We start from the raw sequence: 18,195 nt of genomic DNA, 5'->3' as shown, positions 1-18,195 counted from the left end.
GTATCAGTCAAGCGTAATGTTTGCCGCTTTAATTGCTTTACCCCAGAAAGGAATTTCTTTCTTTACTAGCGCATCGGTTTGCGCTGGATTGAGATAGCGGAGCTCTACACCAGCCGCATCCGAACGCTCTTTGACCTCAGGTAATGCCAAGCTCTGTTTTACCGAGTTCGTCAGTTTTGTAATAATAGGGGCTGGAGTACCCGCTGGTGCATACAAAGCAACCCAAGACTCTAGCTGAAATGAAGGAAGACCTGCTTCTGCAGTGGTTGGTACATTAGGCATACCAGGATGACGATTTTTTCCAGTAACAGCTAAGCCTTTTAATTTACCGCTTTGTACATGCTGCATCAAAGAAGGCGGCGTACTAATAAATACTTGAACCTGCCCTGCCAATACGTCTTGAATTGCAGGGCCCGATCCCTTGTAAGGAACGTGCACCATTTCTACACCGGTTGTTTGCTTAAAGATCTCGGTACCGATATGAGATACAGAGCCATTACCTTGAGATGCGTAGTTTAATTTACCTGGGTTCGCTTTAGCATATGCAATAAATTCTTTGAGGTTGTTCACCGGCACAGAAGGATGAACTGCAATCACGTTGGTTGAAACAGTTAATAAAGCAACAGGTGAAAAGTCTTTAATGGGGTCCCATGGAAGCTTGTCAAATAAAGCGGGATTACCTACGTGATATCCAGAGTAAGAAATCAGCAAGGTATAGCCATCTGGTTTAGCTTTTGCAACATATTGATAGGCAGTGTTTCCACTTGCCCCAGGTTTATTGTCAACAACCACTGGCTGACCAATAACTCTTGTCAATGGCTCACTCAACAAACGCGCTGAGGTGTCAACTAAACCGCCCGGTGGATTTGGCACAACCAAAGTAATCGGCCTATCCGGAAATGATTGTGCGGATGCTAAGCCCACCAAACCCATAGTCAATAACGCTAATACGCTAGCTATCGCTCTACTTTTATTCATTAGTGCCTCCAGATTTTTATAATTGGAACTTATCTTTGCCCAATTTTTACATTACCAAATACTGCTTGCGCTTCACGCGGCAAGCAGCGCCAATAACGCTCATTAGCTGTAATCGTTCCATCCAAAACTGCAGCAGCCTCCCAAGCCCAACGCGGCTTGTATAAAAAGGCTCTTGCTAGAGCTATTAAATCTGCATCGCCCGCCTGCAAAATATCTTCAGCTTGCTGAGGCTCTGTAATTAAACCAACTGTCATGGTTGGCAAACCAGATTGGTCTTTGACGATCTTTGCAAAAGGCACTTGATAGTTCGGACCAATAGCAATTTTCTGCTTAGGAGAAATGCCGCCTGAAGAGATGTGAACAAAATCACAGCCCAATGGCTTCAGTTGTTTAGCAAAATCCGCAGTTTCTTCGGGCGTCCATCCCCCTTCAATCCAATCGCTAGCTGAAATTCGGATACCAAGAACGCCTTGATAGGCAGCCCTTACAGCTGCAAATAGCTCAAGTGGAAAGCGAATTCGATTTTCATATGAACCGCCGTATTCATCAGTGCGTTGGTTTGCAATCGGAGATAAAAATTGATGCAATAAATAACCATGCGCACCATGAAGTTCAATGCCATCAATACCAATGCGATCTGCGCGCTTGGCTGATGCAACAAAATCAGCAATCAACTTCTTTAGCTCATCCTTGCTTAATTCATGAGGTGGGCGCTCTCCGTCTAACTGCGGAATAGCTGAAGGCGCTAGCGTTTCCCAGCCACCTTGATCTTTGGCAAGCAGTTGACCACCATTCCAAGGAGTGGCGCTGGAGGCTTTACGACCTGCATGAGCTAGCTGGATAAAAACTGGTACAGCGGGGGCCAAGGAGCGCGCTCTAATTAATTTATCTTTTAGCGCCGCTTCTGTGCGGTCATCCCAGAGCCCTAAGCAAGCCGGAGTGATGCGAGCCTCTGGGCTAACGCCCGTTGCTTCAATAATGAACAGTGCTGCGCCGCTATTGAGTAAATTACCCCAATGCATTAGATGCCAGTCTGTTGCCTCGCCGTTACTGGCTGAATATTGGCACATTGGGGCCACTACTATACGATTAGCCAGCTCCAGGGGTCCACGTGGCGAATTGAGGGTGTAACTAGAGAATAAAAGACTCATTGAATGCCTTAAAAAGCCCAAATAAGGGTCAAAAATACGAAAATTGCTGTAAAGCTATAAAATACTTAAAAAGCAGAATAAACGAGATAGTAAAGTCGTGCAGGCCATATAGCCAAGCGTCTTTTTTACCAATAATCCTATAAACACTCACTACAAGAGACTATGAACGCACCTCAAGCCTTTGAATCAAAAGAAGATATTGGCCACTTTGTTGGCGGCAATGTAGTTAACCCTAAAGATGGCCGTTTTGCCGATGTATACAACCCTACCAAAGGGTCTGTAGCTCGTCGCGTCGCCCTTGCTAGTCGCAAGGAAGTAGATGCTGCTGTAGCGGTTGCGCAAAAAGCTTTTGAGACCTGGAGCCAAACCAGCCCCCTGCGCCGTTCACGCATCTTGTTTAAGTACTTAGAACTCTTAAACGCCAATCGCGATGAATTGGCTGCGATTATTACAGCAGAGCATGGCAAAGTATTTACCGATGCGCAAGGTGAAGTTACTCGTGGAATTGAAATTGTGGAATTTGCCACTGGCATTCCAGAATTGCTCAAAGGCGATTACACCGAACAAGTTTCTACAGACATTGATAACTGGGTAATGCGTCAGCCATTGGGCGTGGTTGCTGGTATCACTCCATTTAACTTCCCTGTCATGGTGCCAATGTGGATGTTCCCAATGGCAATTGCTTGTGGGAATACATTCATTCTGAAGCCAAGTCCTACCGACCCAACTGCATCTCTATTTATGGCCAAGCTCCTCAAGGAAGCCGGCCTTCCTGATGGCGTATTTAACGTAGTTCAGGGCGACAAAGAGGCAGTTGATGCTTTGATTGAAAATCCAGATGTTAAGGCTGTGAGCTTTGTCGGCTCCACCCCAATTGCGAACTACATTTATGAGCGCTGCGCTCACTTTGGCAAACGCTCCCAAGCATTGGGTGGCGCTAAGAATCACATGGTCATCATGCCTGACGCCGATATTGATAAAGCAATTGACGCATTGGTTGGCGCTGCTTACGGCTCAGCTGGCGAACGCTGCATGGCGATCTCAGTGGCAGTCTTGGTTGGTGATGTTGCTGAAAAGATCATGCCAAAACTGATCGAGCGCACTAAGACGCTAAAAGTGAAGAATGGCATGGAGCTTGATGCAGAAATGGGTCCAATTGTCTCTAAGGCGGCTCTTGAGCGCATTACTGGCTATATCGAAAGTGGCGTAGCTTCTGGCGCAAAACTATTGGTTGACGGTCGCGGCCTCAAAGTTCCTGGTAATGAAAACGGCTTCTTTATTGGTGGCACATTATTTGACAATGTCACCCCTGATATGAAGATCTACTTAGAAGAAATCTTTGGGCCAGTACTGTCTTGCCTGCGTGTTGCTAACTTTACTGATGCACTCAACCTAGTGAATTCTTGCGAATTTGGCAATGGCGTTGCTTGCTTCACCAGTGATGGCAATATTGCCCGTGAGTTTGCGCGTCGCGTTCAGGTAGGCATGGTTGGTATTAACGTACCTATTCCAGTTCCAATGGCGTGGCATGGTTTTGGCGGCTGGAAAAAATCCATCTTTGGCGATATGCATGCATATGGCAAAGAAGGCGTCCGTTTCTACACCAAGCAAAAGAGCGTAATGCAGCGCTGGCCTGAAAGCATTGCTAAGGGCGCAGAGTTTGTGATGCCTACCTCCAAGTAATTCTTAGATGTAAATAGCAAAAAAGCGATCTTCGGATCGCTTTTTTATTTGCTCGGTTTATATAAGACTGTTACTGAAGGGTATTTTTTAATGCTGGAATCATTGGCATTGATAGCACGTCGATACCCTCTTCTCTTAGGGCCTCAGCCTCATCCAACGTAGTTTGACCGCGAATGCTTCTCTCGGGAGTTTCTTTGTAGTGAATCTTTCTGGCTTCATCAGCGAAAGAATCGCCGACATCTTCAGAGCGGCCCATCAGCTCTCTCATACCCTTCAAGAAGGCCGCTTGGACTTGCGCCTCAAGCTGGGAATGATCGCTACCAGTAAGCGCAACTACCCCTCCACTCAGATTTTCGGATTCAGCTTTAGGAATAGCTAATTCAGTAGAAGATGATTTACCAATATGCGGCGCTGATGGCATCCGGGTAATTTCTGGGCTGTCACAAACCGGACAAGCAAGCATCCCCTTGTCTTGTTGGGCAAGACAATCCTCTTCCGAAGCGAACCACCCTTCAAAGCGGTGATCTAGTGGACAAGCTAAGTTATAGACTTTCATAAAACGTATATAGGGTCAAAAACGATAAATTCAATACCCCCATTTTAATCGGGTTTGGGAACACCCTATTCGATCGGGGTTGGCTTGACTAAGCCTCTGCGATAACGATCGAGCCAATAGGCTGAAATCGTTGTTTTAACGTCCGTAATCTCACCATCCTCAACCCAACCGATTAACTGCTCTAGGGGAGCTGCAAAGACGTCTAAAAACTCCTCATCGTCAAGATGACTTTTGCCAGGGACCAAGTCTTCAGCCAAGTAAATATCAATAAGCTCCGTGGAATAAGAAATCACCGGATGAATACGGCGAATGTAACTCCACTTCTCGGCTGTATAGCCCGTCTCTTCCTCGAGCTCTCTTTTAGCGCACTGAAGATGATCTTCACAAATCTCCAGCTTACCCGCGGGAATCTCTATACAAGCTTTTGCGATTGGGTAGCGATATTGGCGCTCAAGAAGCACCCTACCATCATCAAGAATTGCAACAATAGCTACAGCCCCTGGATGGGTTAAATACTCGCGCACAGCCTCTTCGCCATTCGGCAGGGAAATCTTGTCACGCTTCATCTTCAGGAAAATGCCACCATAAATATCTTCCCCAGAAATGCGCTCTTCGCGCAAATGAGAATCTCCTGATGGTAGATCTTTAAATGATTTTTCAGTCATTTACATATTCCTTTTGAAATTCGATGACTTCATCATACAAAACAGCCGTGACACTTCAAAGTCATAAATAATAAAGGCTCCCTAAGGAGCCTTTATTGGGATTGGACTTTGTATTAGGAGCCCAATAAGGTACGACGCATAGCATCTAGGCAGAGCCCCATTAGTCCAGCAGGAACAATGCCGATTGCCAATACCAGAATACTATTTAAACCCAAGATGCCTTTAGCAAAACCAGAGCCGCTAACAGTAATCTCATGCTCAGGCTCATCAAAGTACATAACCTTGACTACTCTGAGGTAGTAAAAAGCGCCGATCAAGGATGCAATCACAGCGATTACAGCCAAGAATGTATGCTCTGCATCAACCAAGGCCTCAAGAACGCCCAACTTAGCAGCAAAGCCAACCGTTGGCGGAATACCAGCCAATGAGAACATCATCACAAGACCAATAAAGGCAAACCATGGGTGCTTTTTATTAAGGCCTTTTAAGCCATCCAAGGTTTCGCAGTCATAGCCCTTGCGTGACAGCACCATCAATAGACCGAAGGTGCCTAGAGTAGTCATAACATAAGTAATGGCGTAGAACATTGCAGCACTAAAAGCATGGTCATCAAATACAGATAACATACCTAAAAGAACAAAGCCCATTTGAGCAATAGCTGAGTAAGCCAACATACGCTTTACGTTAGTTTGAGCGATCGCAGTAACGTTACCCACAACTAGAGATAAGACTGCCAGCAATACCAACATGGGTTGCCAGTCGCCTAGCAATGGCAACAAGGTGTTTACTAACAAACGGAACAACAACGCAAAAGCGGCTAGCTTTGGAGCTGCAGCGATCATCAATGTAACAGCCGTTGGTGCTCCTTGATAAACATCAGGTACCCACATGTGAAATGGCACCACGCCTAATTTAAATGCTAAGCCGGCCACAATAAATACCAAACCAAAAGCCATCACCAAGTGGTTAACTCTAGGATCGGCTACTACCTTGAAAATTTCAATGAGATCCAAAGAGCCAGTAACGCCATAGAGCATGGACATGCCATAAAGCAAGAAGCCTGACGCCAATGCACCCAAGATGAAATACTTAATACCAGCCTCAACACTCTTCTCGCTGCTATGACGCATCGCCACTAAAGCGTAGGTTGGCAAAGCCATTAACTCCAGACCGAGATACAAGGTCAACAGATTTGCGCCAGAGATCAATACAAATTGACCAAGCAAGGCAAGTAAAGCCAATACGATGAAGTCCGGACGGAATAAAGCCCTATCCATCAAATACTGCTTGGAATAAATCAAGCTTACCAATACAGCAATGCAAGAACACGCTTTGAGCAAGTTTGAGAAAGGATCAGACTGGAATAATCCATTCATTGCGACTAAAGCTGGATCACCCATGCGGCCTACAAAAGCGATCACCAAGTAAACCAACAAAATGATTGTAAAGAAATAAACAAAGCCGACACCACGTGGAGTGTGGAAAACATCTTGCTCCACACCGGGAGTGGATATCACTCTTTCAGGAACGTAAACACTTGCAACCAGTAGCAAACAGGTCGCTATCAGTAAAACAAGTTCCGGCAGGATGGCGTATAGATCGAATGCTTGCATTTGCGCTTACTCAGAGTTTGCTAACAGCAACATGCTGTAGCAGATTAATCACGGCTGGATGAATGATGTCGGTAAAAGGCTTTGGATAAACACCCATACCAATCACACAGATCGATAGAACTGCCATCAAGAAATACTCGCGACCATTCAAATCTTTTAACTCTTCTACATGAGCGTTATTGATCGTGCCGAAAAATACGCGCTTGACCATCCATAAAGAATACGCAGCACCCAAGATCAAGGCTGTTGCAGCCAAGATACCAATGACGAAGTCATAATCAACGGCAGCCAAAATCACCATGAACTCGCCTACGAAACCAGAGGTTGCAGGTAAGCCGCAGTTAGCCATCGCCATCAATACTGCAAATGCAGTAAATGCAGGCATACGGTGTACAACGCCACCGTAATCGGCGATCTGACGGGTATGCATACGGTCATAGAGCACGCCAATTGAAAGGAACATTGCGCCAGCAACAAAGCCGTGTGAAATCATTTGCACAATGCCACCCTCAATGCCCAAAGGGCTAAAGAGGAAGAAGCCTAAGGTTACAAAACCCATATGCGCTACAGATGAATAAGCAACCAGCTTTTTCATATCCTTCTGGACCAAGGCAACTGCACCTACGTAGATCACGGCAACTAAAGATAGGAAGATTACAAATGGGCCTAAATATTGACTTGCATCTGGAGCGATAGGCAATGAGAAACGCAAGAAGCCGTAAGCGCCGAGCTTCAACATAATTGCAGCCAAGACTACGGAGCCACCAGTTGGAGCTTCTACGTGTACGTCTGGCAACCAAGTGTGCAATGGCCACATTGGCACTTTTACAGCAAACGCCATAAAGAACGCAGCAAATAATAGGATCTGCTCAACGATATCTAAACGTGCATTTTGCCAAGCCAAGATATCAAAAGTATTAGTTACGTTGTACAGATACAGCATGGCAATCAATGTAAGCAAAGAGCCAAGCAATGTGTACAAGAAGAACTTGAATGCAGCGTAAATACGATTATGGCCACCCCATACACCAATAATGATGTACATCGGGATCAAGGTTGCCTCAAAGAAGACATAAAACAATAAAGCATCAAGCGCACAAAATACGCCAATCATTAATCCAGAAAGGATCATGAAAGAGGCCATGTATTGAGACACTTTGGTTTCAATCACTTCCCATGCTGCGATCACCACAATGATGTTGATGAAAGCGGTGAGCACTATGAACCAAACGGAGATACCGTCGATACCTAAGTAATAGTTAATGTCGTAGCGCGGAATCCAGCTAATCTTTTCAACAAACTGCATTCCGGAATTGGCAATATCAAAATTAATCACCAATGGAAGGGTTGCAATAAAGCCGAGTACGGCACCAACAAGAGCTAACCAGCGTACGCCGGCAGTTGGCTTCTCAGACCCATAAAACAAAATAATGAGTCCAAAGACAATCGGGGTCCAGATGGCGTAAGAAAGAATCATAGTGGCTACTTAAGTAACAAAGGCCTAGCGAACAAAAGGCAGATAAGCGTACAAAACCCAAGCTAACAATACCGCTAGGCCCGCAATCATTGCGAAAGCATAGTGATACAGATAACCGGATTGCAAATGGCGAATAACTCCAGCAAAGCGCCCTACTGCATGCGCACTGCCGTTAACGAAGAAACCATCGATAACCTTTTGGTCACCGCGATGCCATAGGAATCCACCGATCCAAATGAGGCCCTTAGCAAATACGGCTTGGTTGATTTCATCGAGATAGTATTTGTTATCAAACAATTTCTTAATTGGCGCAAATGTTTCCGCAACTTTGCCAGGCAGTTTGGGTGCCCATAAATAGCCGATAGCTGCAGTTAGTACACCCAACACTACTAATAACAATACAGGCGAAGTAAATGCATGAATCGCCATAGCAACTGGACCGTGGAATTCATCTTCCAATTCTTTCATCACTGGATGGCGAGCCAAATCAATAAAGATGGAATCACCAAAGAATGTTCCAAACAACAATGGCGATATTGTGTAGAAACCAATGATTACAGATGGAATAGCCAAGAGAATCAATGGCAAGGTCACAACAAACGGTGACTCATGTGGTTTTTGACCTGGAGCTAATCCGTGGTGCGCATGATCGTCACCCTGCTCTGCGTGACCATGATGGTGGTCATGAGCATGTGCATCATCGTGACCCCAGCGTGCTTTGCCGTGGAATACATAGAAATACAAACGGAATGAATACAAGGCAGTTACAAATACGCTTCCCATAACCGCAAAGTATGCAAATCCAGAACCAGGAATATGGCTTGCAGCTACCGCTTCAATAATGGAATCTTTTGAATAGAAGCCTGAGAAGAACGGTGTACCAACGAGTGCCAAGTTACCTAGCAACATCATGAGGCATGTAATCGGCATGTATTTCCAGAGGCCGCCCATCTTACGCATATCTTGTTCATGATGCATGCCAAGAATCACGCTACCAGCAGCAAGGAACAATAAGGCCTTAAAGAAAGCATGAGTCATCAAGTGGAAGATGGCTACTGGGTAAGCAGAAACGCCCAGAGCAACAGTCATGTAACCCAATTGAGACAAGGTTGAATAAGCAACTACGCGCTTAATATCATTTTGGACAATACCTAGGAAGCCCATAAAGAGTGCTGTGATAGAACCAATCACTAAGATGAAGCTTAATGCAGCATCAGACAACTCAAATAAAGGTGACATACGTGACACCATAAAGATGCCAGCGGTAACCATCGTTGCAGCGTGAATCAATGCAGAAATTGGCGTTGGACCTTCCATTGAATCCGGCAACCAAACATGCAATGGAAATTGGGCCGATTTACCCATGGCGCCAATGAACAAGCAAATACAAGCAACCGTCATTAAATTCCAACTTGTACCTGGTAGGGTTTGCGCAGCTAAAGCAGAGTTCTGAGCAAAAATAACGTCATATTGCATCGAGCCAGTGCTGGCTAACAAAATTCCAATGCCAAGGATGAAGCCAAAGTCACCAACGCGGTTGACCAAGAAAGCCTTCATATTGGCAAACACTGCAGATTGACGCTCAAAGTAGAAGCCAATCAATAAATAAGAAACTACGCCAACTGCTTCCCAGCCAAAGAAGAGCTGTAATAGGTTGTTACTCATCACCAGCATCAACATGGCAAAGGTAAATAAGGAAATGTAGGAGAAGAAGCGGTTGTAACCCTCTTCACCATGCATATAACCAATGGTGTAGATGTGAACCATCAGCGACACAAAGGTTACTACGCACATCATCGTCGCAGTAAGCGGATCAATCAAGAAGCCAATATCTAGATTGAGCTCACCCAACTGCATCCAGCGGTAAACAGTTCCATTGAAATAGAAACCATCCATCACCTGTACTAATACATTGCAAGATAAGACAAAGGCAATTGCGACACCCAAGATAGTCACAAATTGGCTTGCCCCGTGGCCAATACGATTACCACCTAATTTTGTACCAAAGAAACCGGCAATGATGGAGCCAACCAATGGCGCCAAAGGAATTGCGCAGAGTACGGGAATATTTAAGGTCAATTGCATGACTAGCCTTTAAGGTGGTCAAGATCTTCGGCATTAATGGTGTCAACCTTACGGAAGAGCACAACCAAAATTGCCAAGCCGATAGCCGCTTCAGCAGCTGCCACTGTCAAAATAAAGAATACGAATACTTGACCTGCCATATCTCCCAAGTAGTGAGAGAAGGCTACAAAGTTCATGTTGACTGCAAGAAGCATCAATTCGATTGCCATCAGCAATACGATCACATTCTTGCGATTTAAGAAAATACCAATAACGCTAGTTGCAAACAAAATTGCACTAAGTACTAAATAGTGAGCGAGAGTGATGTTCATTTCTTCTCCCCTCTTGAATCTTGCTTCGCAGCCATGTCTGAACCCATTTTTACAATGCGCATGCGATCTGCAGCAACCACATTGACTTGTTCGTGAATATTCTGTGACTTAGAGTCCTTGCGATTACGCAAGGTCAAAGCAACCGCAGCAATAATTGCCACCAATAAGATCACTCCAGCAACTTCAAACGCATACACATAATCAACAAAGATCAGCATACCCAAGGCTTGAGTATTGTTTGCCATCATCTCTTCTGGCATAGGCTGCACTGGCGCATTTGTTCCGATGAAGCTACGAATAATCACTATAGAGAGTTCAAGAACAATCACAGCGCCCATCAAGAAGGCAACTGGAAGGAACTTTTTGAAGTCACGACGCAAATGCTCTAAATCTAAATCGAGCATCATGACCACGAAAAGGAATAAAACCATCACCGCGCCAACATAAACCAAGATCAAGGCGAGACTTAAAAACTCGGCTTTGAGCAACATCCAAAGACCGGAGGCGCAGAAGAAAGCCAATACCAGAAATAAAGCCGCATGGACTGGATTACGAGCTGTGATCACGCGCAATGCAGAAATAACAAGTAAACCTGCAAAGCCGTAGAAGAAAACAGCAAACAAAGTAGATGGATCGAATGTCATATTCAGTTCAGCTCAATTCGATTAACGGTAAGGTGCATCAGCTGCACGGTTAGCAGCGATATCTTTTTCATACTTATCGCCGACAGCCAAAAGCATGTCTTTAGTGAAATAAAGGTCGCCACGCTTATCGCCGAAATATTCAAAAATATTGGTTTCAACAATTGCATCAACTGGGCACGCCTCTTCGCAGAATCCACAGAAAATGCACTTTGTTAAGTCAATGTCATAACGACTGGTACGACGAGTGCCATCATCACGCTCAGCGGTTTCAATAGTGATTGCATAAGCTGGGCATACTGCTTCACAGAGTTTGCAACCAATACAACGCTCTTCGCCATTTTCATAACGACGGAGTGCATGTAAACCACGGAAGCGATTAGACAATGGAGTCTTCTCGTCTGGATACTGAATAGTAATTTTTGGCTTGAAAAGATAGCGCCCAGTAATCGACATACCAGTAAGGATGTCTTTGAGCATCAAGCTATCGAGGAATTGGGAAATTTTCTTAAACATGATTGGTCAACTTATTTCCAAATATTCCATGGAGACACAACCCATGCGCCGATAACAACCACCCAGAAAACGGAGATGGGAATAAAGATCTTCCAACCCAAACGCATGATTTGGTCATAGCGATAGCGTGGCAATGTGGCACGCAACCAGATCACACAAGACAAGAGGAAGAATGTCTTGCCAAATAACCAGAAGAAACCTGGAATGTCGCGCAAGATTGGCAAATCAACAATCGGTAACCAACCGCCTAGGAACATGATTGAAGCAACAGCAGCAATCAAAATCATGTTGGCGTATTCAGCCAAGAAGAACATCGCAAAAGACATGCCTGAGTACTCAACCATGTGTCCAGCAACAATCTCAGACTCACCCTCAACCACGTCAAATGGATGACGGTTAGTTTCAGCAACGCCGGAAATAAAGTAAATCAAGAACATCGGAAGCAATGGGAGCCAATTCCAAGAAAGGAAATTTAGACCCATGTCTGCAAACACACCCTGCTCTTGGGATGCAACGATTGCGCTTAAGTTTAGAGAACCAGAAGTCAATAGCACAGTTACCAATGCAAAGCCCATCGCAATTTCATAAGAAATCATTTGGGCTGATGCGCGCATGGCGCCAAGGAACGGATACTTGGAGTTAGATGACCAACCAGCCAAAATCACACCATAAACACCAATCGATGAAATAGCCATGATGTAAAGCAAGCCAGCATTAACATCAGCCAAAACCATCTTGGCTTGAAATGGAATGACTGCCCATGCTGCAAACGCAGGCATGATCACCATGATTGGCGCTATGAAATAAAGAACTTTGCTTGCTTGTGCAGGAGCAATAATCTCCTTCATCAAAAGCTTCAACGCATCTGCAATTGGTTGCAATAAACCTAATGGACCAACACGGTTTGGTCCAAGACGAATATGCATCCAACCAATCAGCTTTCTTTCCCAGAGGGTTAAGTAAGCTACGCAACCAAACATTGGCAATACGATAATGACGATGCGCACCAAAGCCCAAACCAATGGCCATAAAGAACCAAAAAAGGCTTCACCTTGGGTGGTAACGAGGTTCAAGAAATTATCCATCTCTGACCTTATGCCTTACTAACAGTTACAGGGCCAAACATAGCACCCAATTTCGCACTAGCCATAGTGCCAGCAGAAATCCTGACAGCGCCTGGCGCTAGATTTACTTCTAATGTTGCCGGCATATCTACTGACTGGCTACCTTGAGTTACACGTACAGCATCACCCTCTTTCAAGCCTAATTCAGAGAATGCCTTTTGATTTAAGCCAGCTTGATTGCCACGTTTTGCATCACGTGTAAGTTGCAGCGCTGATGAACGACGAACAATTGGGTCGCCAGCATAAATATTGACATCAGCCAAGCGCTCAAGACCATTCACTGAAGACGCACTTCCATTGGAAATGGAAGTGGCTGAAGTTTTATTGCTCAGACGAGTGCAATAGTTTTCAGGTAACGCTTCACCCAAGACTTCTTCAGGAAGATTAAATAAGAAACCATCAAGCCCCAAAAGACCGCCGAGCACACGAATAACTTTCCATGCCGGACGTGAATCGCCTAATGGTTTTACTGAAGGTTGAACAGTTTGAGCTCTACCCTCTAGGTTTACAAATGTAGAAACTGTTTCAGAGAATGTTGAAATTGGCAGAATGACATCAGCCACTTCAAGCAAATCGGCACTCTTATAAGCACTCAATGCGATGACTGTGTTTGCCCTGGCCAAAGCAGCGCGTGCGGCAGCAGGATTTGGTAAATCTGCATCAGGTTCGATATTCATCAAGATCACAGCACGACGATCGCCGGATAGGACAGATTCCACACCAACGCCGTTAGCGTTAACCAAGGAAGCGCCTACTGCATTTCCGCCCTCTGGCAAGAAACCTAAAGTTGCGCCAGTTTGGTCAGCAATAAATTGGGCCAGCACATGCAAATCAGATGCATGTTGATGGGCAATAGCAGCAGAGCCCAAGAGTACCGCTGCTGATTCACCAGAAATGAGACTATCTGCAATTTTTTGGGCTGCAGGTGAGGCTACTAAGTTAGCAGTGCCAGCTGGTGCAGTAACTGATTTGGCTTTAGCGACTGCCTGAGCCACTTCACTTAATGCGCTTAACCAAGCGCTTGGAGCCGCAGCAATGCCACTACTTGGAATTAACCAATCATCGCCACCCGCATCAATACGAGCAACTTGTAAACCACGCTTGCTAGCAGTACGAATACGGGCCGCCAATACTGGCTGGTCCTTACGCAAGAAGCTGCCAATAACTAAAACGCGATCTAATTCACCGACCTTAGTAATAGGCATACCGAGCCATGGTGCAGCTGCTGAAGACTTCACATCAGTTTGACGCAAACGAGTCTCCACTTGCTTAGAGCCTAAACTGCGAATCATCTTTTGTAAGAGATGTAATTCTTCTGCGCTAGAAATTGGGTGAGCTAAAGCACCGATTGCTTCAGGACCGCTTTCCGCTGAAATAGTCTTTAATGAATGTGCAACATAATCAAGCGCTGATTGCCAATCTGTTTCTAGCCATTGGCCGCCCTGCTTCACCATTGGTGTTGTGACACGATCAGAGCTATTTAATCCTTCATAAGAGAAGCGATCGCGATCGCTAATCCAGCATTCATTAATAGCTTCATTTTCTAAAGCAACAACGCGCATCACTTTATTGGCTTTAGTTTGAACTGTAGTGTTTGCGCCTAAGCTGTCATGCGGACTTACAGAACGCTTGCGACCTAATTCCCAGGTACGCGCAGCGTAGCGGAATGGCTTGCTGGTTAACGCGCCTACTGGGCATAAGTCAATCATGTTTCCAGAAAGCTCTGAATCCACTGTCTGACCTACGAAAGTAGTAATTTCTGAATGCTCACCACGGTTGACCATTCCTAGTTCCATCACACCAGCAACTTCTTGGCCGAAGCGAACGCAACGTGTGCAGTGAATGCAACGAGTCATCTCCTGCATGGAGATTAATGGTCCAACATTCTTATGGAATACAACGCGCTTTTCCTCGTCGTAGCGAGAATTGGATTTGCCGTAACCTACCGCTAAATCTTGTAACTGGCACTCACCGCCTTGATCGCAAATTGGGCAATCTAATGGGTGGTTAATGAGCAAGAATTCCATTACAGAACGCTGCGCTTCAACTGCTTTAGCTGAATGCGTAAACACCTTCATACCTTGAGTAACTGGTGTTGCACATGCAGGCAAAGGTTTGGGGGCTTTTTCAACCTCCACCAAGCACATACGGCAGTTGGCAGCGATTGATAATTTCTTGTGATAGCAGAAGTGAGGTACGTAGGTGCCGAGCTTATTCGCGGCGTGCATCACCATCGAACCTTGCGGAACTTCTACAGCCTTACCATCTAATTCGATTTCTACCATGCTCACTTTTAGATATCCCGTGCTCTAAATCTTTATAAAGGTTTTGCAGAATCTAAGCATCGCTTATGTTCTACGTGATACGCAAATTCATCCATGTAATGCTTCAACATGCCACGTACTGGCATCGCCGCTGCATCACCTAAAGCGCAAATCGTACGACCCTGAATATTGGCTGCTACGTCATTAAGCAAATCCAAATCCTCTGGACGCCCTTCTCCATGCTCAATACGGTGAACAATGCGCCATAACCAACCAGTACCTTCACGACAAGGAGTGCACTGACCACATGATTCCTCGTGATAGAAGTAAGACAAGCGCTCTAATGCACGAACCATGCAACGCGTTTCATTCATCACAATGACGGCACCAGAACCCAGCATCGAACCAGCTTTAGCAATGCTGTCGTAATCCATTGTGAGTTCCATCATTTGTGCGCCAGGCACAACTGGAGAAGATGAACCACCAGGAATAACAGCTTTTAATGCCTTGCCATCACGCATACCACCAGCAAGCTTCAATAGCTCTGCAAAAGGTGTGCCCAATGGAATCTCATAGTTACCTGGATGAACCACGTCACCAGAGATAGAGAAGATTTTTGTTCCGCCGTTATTGGGCTTACCAAGATCTAAGTAAGCCTGACCACCAATTGCCAAAATGAATGGCACAGCAGCGAATGTTTCGGTGTTGTTAATCGTTGTTGGCTTGCCATATAAACCAAAGCTTGCTGGGAAAGGAGGCTTAAAGCGTGGTTGACCCTTCTTGCCCTCCAAGGACTCCAACAATGCAGTTTCTTCGCCGCAAATGTAAGCACCCCAACCTGGAGATGCATGCAATTGGAATGAAAAATCGCTACCTAAAATTTTGTCGCCCAAATAACCTGCAGCACGCGCTTCTTCCAAGGCCTCTTCAAAGCGTGAATACACTTCCCAGATTTCGCCATGGATATAGTTGTAGCCAGTTGTAATACCCATGGTGTACGCACCAATAATCATGCCTTCAATCAAAGCATGCGGGTTGTAGCGCATGATGTCGCGGTCTTTAAAAGTACCCGGCTCACCTTCGTCACTATTACAAACTAAATATTTTTGCCCCGGGAATTGACGCGGCATAAAGCTCCACTTCAAACCAGTCGGGAAGCCCGCACCACCACGTCCACGCAGTGATGAAGCCTTCAATTCTGCAATGATGGCATCTGGCGCAACTTTGTCGTTAATCAAACGACGTAGTTGCTGATAACCACCACGGCTTTCGTAATCTTTTAGACGCCAGTTATCACCATTTAATCCCGCGAGGATCAAAGGCTTGATATGACGATCGTGCAAGCTGGTCATGCTGCTTTCCCTTCTGCACGTAATTCATTTAACAATGCATCAATCTTTTCTTTGCTCATGAAGCTGCACATACGCTTGTCATTCACAAGCATTACTGGTGAATCACCACATGCACCCATGCACTCACCCTCTTTGAGAGTAAACGTACCACATGGAGTTGTTTCGTTATAGCCAATGCCAAGTGTTTCTTTGAGGTAAGTAGCAGCAGTTTCACCATGCGTTAACTGGCATGGCAAGTTTGTGCAAATTACCAATTTGTACTTACCAATTTTTTTGGTGTTGTACATATTGTAGAAAGTAGCCACTTCATCCACTGCAATGCTTGGCATTTCTAAGATCTGAGCAATAGTTTCGATCACTTCAGGAGAAACCCAGCCCACCTCTGTTTGAGCGGCAATTAAGCAAGCCATTACCGCAGATTGCTTGTGCTCTGGTGGGTACTTGGCGATATTGCGATGAATATCAGCCATTGTTTTATCGGATAGTTGAAGAGTTGTAGTCATTAAATAATCCTTGGCACGCTAATTAGCGGTCAATCTCCCCGAACACGATATCTTGGGTACCGATGATGGTTACCGCATCAGCCAACATATGGCCACGTGACATCTCATCCATTGCAGATAAATGCACGAAACCTGGTGCACGTATCTTCATGCGATAGGGTTTATTGGCACCATCTGAAATCAAGTAAATACCAAACTCACCTTTAGGATGCTCAACAGCAGAGTAGGCCTCGCCATCAGGAACGTGAATACCCTCGGTAAAGAGTTTGAAATGGTGAATCAATTCTTCCATATTGGTTTTCATATCCACACGCTTCGGTGGAGAAACCTTATGGTTATCGCTCATGACAGGACCTGGATTTGCTTTCAACCAAGCTACGCACTGCTTGATAATGCGGTTTGATTGACGCATTTCTTCCATACGCACTAAATAACGATCATAAGAGTCGCCATTCACGCCAACCGGAATATCAAAGTCGAGACGGTCATACACTTCGTATGGCTGCTTCTTACGCAAATCCCATTCGATGCCAGAACCGCGCAACATTGGACCAGTGAAACCCAGTTGCAATGCACGCTCAGGAGTCACAATACCAATATTGACTAAGCGCTGCTTCCAAATACGGTTATCCGTTAAAAGATTGCAATACTCGTCAACATTGGCATCAAAGCCATTCGTAAATTGTTCAATGAAATCCAACAAGGTGCCGCTACGGTTTTCATTCAAACGCTTTACTGCAGAAGCGCTGCGAATCTTAGATTTATCGTACTGAGCCATTTGATCTGGCAAATCACGATATACACCACCTGGACGATAGTAAGCAGCATGCATACGTGCGCCAGATACTGCTTCATACATATCAAAGATATCTTCACGATCGCGGAAGGCATAAAGGAACACCGCCATCGCACCAACGTCAAGACCGTGACAACCAATCCAAAGTAAGTGGTTCAATAAGCGAGTTAACTCGTCATACATCACACGTATGTACTGAGCACGCAAAGGAACATCTACTTGCAATAACTTTTCAATGGCCATGACATAGGCATGCTCATTGGACATCATCGAAACATAATCCAAGCGATCCATGTATGGAACGTTTTGAATCCATGTACGAGTTTCAGCTAATTTTTCTGTAGCGCGGTGCAACAAACCAATATGCGGATCGGCGCGTTGGATCACCTCACCGTCGAGCTCAAGCACTAAACGCAATACGCCGTGGGCAGCAGGATGCTGAGGGCCAAAATTGAGGGTGTAGTTCTTAATTTGTGCCAT

General features: G+C 45.3%; 16 protein-coding genes. 1 reads left to right on the top strand and 15 read right to left on the bottom strand.

From position 1 onward, the window contains the following. Window positions 1-3 precede the first annotated feature (3 nt). Window positions 4-978, bottom strand: a complete 975-nt coding sequence (locus tag ICN19_RS08640) for a tripartite tricarboxylate transporter substrate binding protein (RefSeq protein WP_216247095.1) — start codon at window positions 976-978, stop codon at window positions 4-6. A 29-nt stretch (window positions 979-1,007) separates the two neighbouring features. After that, window positions 1,008-2,129: an NADH:flavin oxidoreductase/NADH oxidase gene (locus tag ICN19_RS08635; RefSeq protein WP_216247093.1), complete on the bottom strand. Its 1,122-nt coding sequence runs from the start codon at window positions 2,127-2,129 to the stop codon at window positions 1,008-1,010. A 162-nt stretch (window positions 2,130-2,291) separates the two neighbouring features. Here ICN19_RS08635 and ICN19_RS08630 point away from each other — a divergent pair, with 162 nt between their 5' ends. After that, window positions 2,292-3,812 (top strand): CoA-acylating methylmalonate-semialdehyde dehydrogenase, encoded by a 1,521-nt coding sequence (locus tag ICN19_RS08630; protein WP_068323011.1) that lies wholly within the window; start codon window positions 2,292-2,294, stop codon window positions 3,810-3,812. 70 nt (window positions 3,813-3,882) lie between these two features. Here ICN19_RS08630 and ICN19_RS08625 read toward each other — a convergent pair whose 3' ends face one another. The 13 genes from ICN19_RS08625 to ICN19_RS08565 form a co-directional block, all read right to left on the bottom strand. After that, window positions 3,883-4,368, bottom strand: a complete 486-nt coding sequence (locus ICN19_RS08625) for a DUF1178 family protein (protein WP_216247089.1) — start codon at window positions 4,366-4,368, stop codon at window positions 3,883-3,885. Window positions 4,369-4,433: 65 nt separating this feature from the next. Continuing rightward, window positions 4,434-5,033, bottom strand: a complete 600-nt coding sequence (locus tag ICN19_RS08620) for an NUDIX domain-containing protein (protein ID WP_216247088.1) — start codon at window positions 5,031-5,033, stop codon at window positions 4,434-4,436. 113 nt (window positions 5,034-5,146) lie between these two features. Next, a complete protein-coding gene (gene nuoN / locus ICN19_RS08615; protein WP_216247087.1) occupies window positions 5,147-6,646 on the bottom strand; it encodes an NADH-quinone oxidoreductase subunit NuoN in 1,500 nt (499 codons plus the stop codon). A 10-nt stretch (window positions 6,647-6,656) separates the two neighbouring features. Continuing rightward, entirely contained in the window at window positions 6,657-8,123 is a 1,467-nt protein-coding gene (locus ICN19_RS08610) for an NADH-quinone oxidoreductase subunit M (protein WP_216247086.1), read from the bottom strand. A 24-nt stretch (window positions 8,124-8,147) separates the two neighbouring features. Next, window positions 8,148-10,208: an NADH-quinone oxidoreductase subunit L gene (gene nuoL, locus ICN19_RS08605; protein ID WP_216247084.1), complete on the bottom strand. Its 2,061-nt coding sequence runs from the start codon at window positions 10,206-10,208 to the stop codon at window positions 8,148-8,150. Window positions 10,209-10,210: 2 nt separating this feature from the next. After that, window positions 10,211-10,519 carry an NADH-quinone oxidoreductase subunit NuoK gene (gene nuoK, locus ICN19_RS08600; RefSeq protein ID WP_114689749.1) on the bottom strand — a complete coding sequence of 103 codons (309 nt, stop codon included), beginning with the start codon at window positions 10,517-10,519 and terminating at the stop codon, window positions 10,211-10,213. Further along, window positions 10,516-11,163 (bottom strand): NADH-quinone oxidoreductase subunit J, encoded by a 648-nt coding sequence (locus ICN19_RS08595; RefSeq protein WP_216247083.1) that lies wholly within the window; start codon window positions 11,161-11,163, stop codon window positions 10,516-10,518. Before ICN19_RS08595 ends, nuoK begins: the two co-directional genes overlap by 4 nt. Window positions 11,164-11,184: 21 nt before the next feature. After that, window positions 11,185-11,676 (bottom strand): NADH-quinone oxidoreductase subunit NuoI, encoded by a 492-nt coding sequence (nuoI, locus tag ICN19_RS08590; protein ID WP_216247080.1) that lies wholly within the window; start codon window positions 11,674-11,676, stop codon window positions 11,185-11,187. An 11-nt stretch (window positions 11,677-11,687) separates the two neighbouring features. Further along, window positions 11,688-12,761: an NADH-quinone oxidoreductase subunit NuoH gene (gene nuoH / locus ICN19_RS08585; RefSeq protein WP_216247079.1), complete on the bottom strand. Its 1,074-nt coding sequence runs from the start codon at window positions 12,759-12,761 to the stop codon at window positions 11,688-11,690. Between the two features lie 8 nt (window positions 12,762-12,769). Beyond that, window positions 12,770-15,085, bottom strand: coding sequence for an NADH-quinone oxidoreductase subunit NuoG (gene nuoG / locus ICN19_RS08580; protein ID WP_216247338.1), 2,316 nt, complete (start codon window positions 15,083-15,085; stop codon window positions 12,770-12,772). A 32-nt stretch (window positions 15,086-15,117) separates the two neighbouring features. Further along, window positions 15,118-16,416, bottom strand: coding sequence for an NADH-quinone oxidoreductase subunit NuoF (gene nuoF / locus ICN19_RS08575; RefSeq protein WP_216214964.1), 1,299 nt, complete (start codon window positions 16,414-16,416; stop codon window positions 15,118-15,120). Then, the gene (nuoE, locus tag ICN19_RS08570; RefSeq protein WP_068323048.1) at window positions 16,413-16,919 is read right to left on the bottom strand and encodes an NADH-quinone oxidoreductase subunit NuoE; all 507 of its coding nucleotides are present in this window, start codon (window positions 16,917-16,919) and stop codon (window positions 16,413-16,415) included. Before nuoE ends, nuoF begins: the two co-directional genes overlap by 4 nt. A 22-nt stretch (window positions 16,920-16,941) precedes the next feature. Further along, window positions 16,942-18,195, bottom strand: a complete 1,254-nt coding sequence (locus ICN19_RS08565) for an NADH-quinone oxidoreductase subunit D (protein WP_215350019.1) — start codon at window positions 18,193-18,195, stop codon at window positions 16,942-16,944.

Origin of the sequence: Polynucleobacter sp. AP-Capit-er-40B-B4, from assembly GCF_018882245.1 — a bacterium.
In the GTDB taxonomy this organism is placed as follows: Bacteria; Pseudomonadota; Gammaproteobacteria; order Burkholderiales; family Burkholderiaceae; genus Polynucleobacter.
Note: the sequence above shows the minus strand (reverse complement) of the source record. Positions and strands in the feature narration are given on the sequence as shown.

Excerpts from the sequence above, each read along its gene's own strand:
- ICN19_RS08565 (WP_215350019.1), bottom strand. The coding sequence starts at position 18,195 with ATGGCACAAATTAAGAACTACACCCTCAATTTTGGCCCTCAGCATCCT.
- nuoN (WP_216247087.1), bottom strand. The coding sequence starts at position 6,646 with ATGCAAGCATTCGATCTATACGCCATCCTGCCGGAACTTGTTTTACTG.
- nuoG (WP_216247338.1), bottom strand. The coding sequence starts at position 15,085 with ATGGTAGAAATCGAATTAGATGGTAAGGCTGTAGAAGTTCCGCAAGGT.
- ICN19_RS08630 (WP_068323011.1), top strand. The coding sequence starts at position 2,292 with ATGAACGCACCTCAAGCCTTTGAATCAAAAGAAGATATTGGCCACTTT.
- nuoL (WP_216247084.1), bottom strand. The coding sequence starts at position 10,208 with ATGCAATTGACCTTAAATATTCCCGTACTCTGCGCAATTCCTTTGGCG.
- ICN19_RS08635 (WP_216247093.1), bottom strand. The coding sequence starts at position 2,129 with ATGAGTCTTTTATTCTCTAGTTACACCCTCAATTCGCCACGTGGACCC.
- ICN19_RS08625 (WP_216247089.1), bottom strand. The coding sequence starts at position 4,368 with ATGAAAGTCTATAACTTAGCTTGTCCACTAGATCACCGCTTTGAAGGG.
- nuoE (WP_068323048.1), bottom strand. The coding sequence starts at position 16,919 with ATGACTACAACTCTTCAACTATCCGATAAAACAATGGCTGATATTCAT.
- nuoF (WP_216214964.1), bottom strand. The coding sequence starts at position 16,416 with ATGACCAGCTTGCACGATCGTCATATCAAGCCTTTGATCCTCGCGGGA.
- nuoH (WP_216247079.1), bottom strand. The coding sequence starts at position 12,761 with ATGGATAATTTCTTGAACCTCGTTACCACCCAAGGTGAAGCCTTTTTT.
- nuoK (WP_114689749.1), bottom strand. The coding sequence starts at position 10,519 with ATGAACATCACTCTCGCTCACTATTTAGTACTTAGTGCAATTTTGTTT.
- ICN19_RS08595 (WP_216247083.1), bottom strand. The coding sequence starts at position 11,163 with ATGACATTCGATCCATCTACTTTGTTTGCTGTTTTCTTCTACGGCTTT.
- ICN19_RS08610 (WP_216247086.1), bottom strand. The coding sequence starts at position 8,123 with ATGATTCTTTCTTACGCCATCTGGACCCCGATTGTCTTTGGACTCATT.
- nuoI (WP_216247080.1), bottom strand. The coding sequence starts at position 11,676 with ATGTTTAAGAAAATTTCCCAATTCCTCGATAGCTTGATGCTCAAAGAC.
- ICN19_RS08620 (WP_216247088.1), bottom strand. The coding sequence starts at position 5,033 with ATGACTGAAAAATCATTTAAAGATCTACCATCAGGAGATTCTCATTTG.
- ICN19_RS08640 (WP_216247095.1), bottom strand. The coding sequence starts at position 978 with ATGAATAAAAGTAGAGCGATAGCTAGCGTATTAGCGTTATTGACTATG.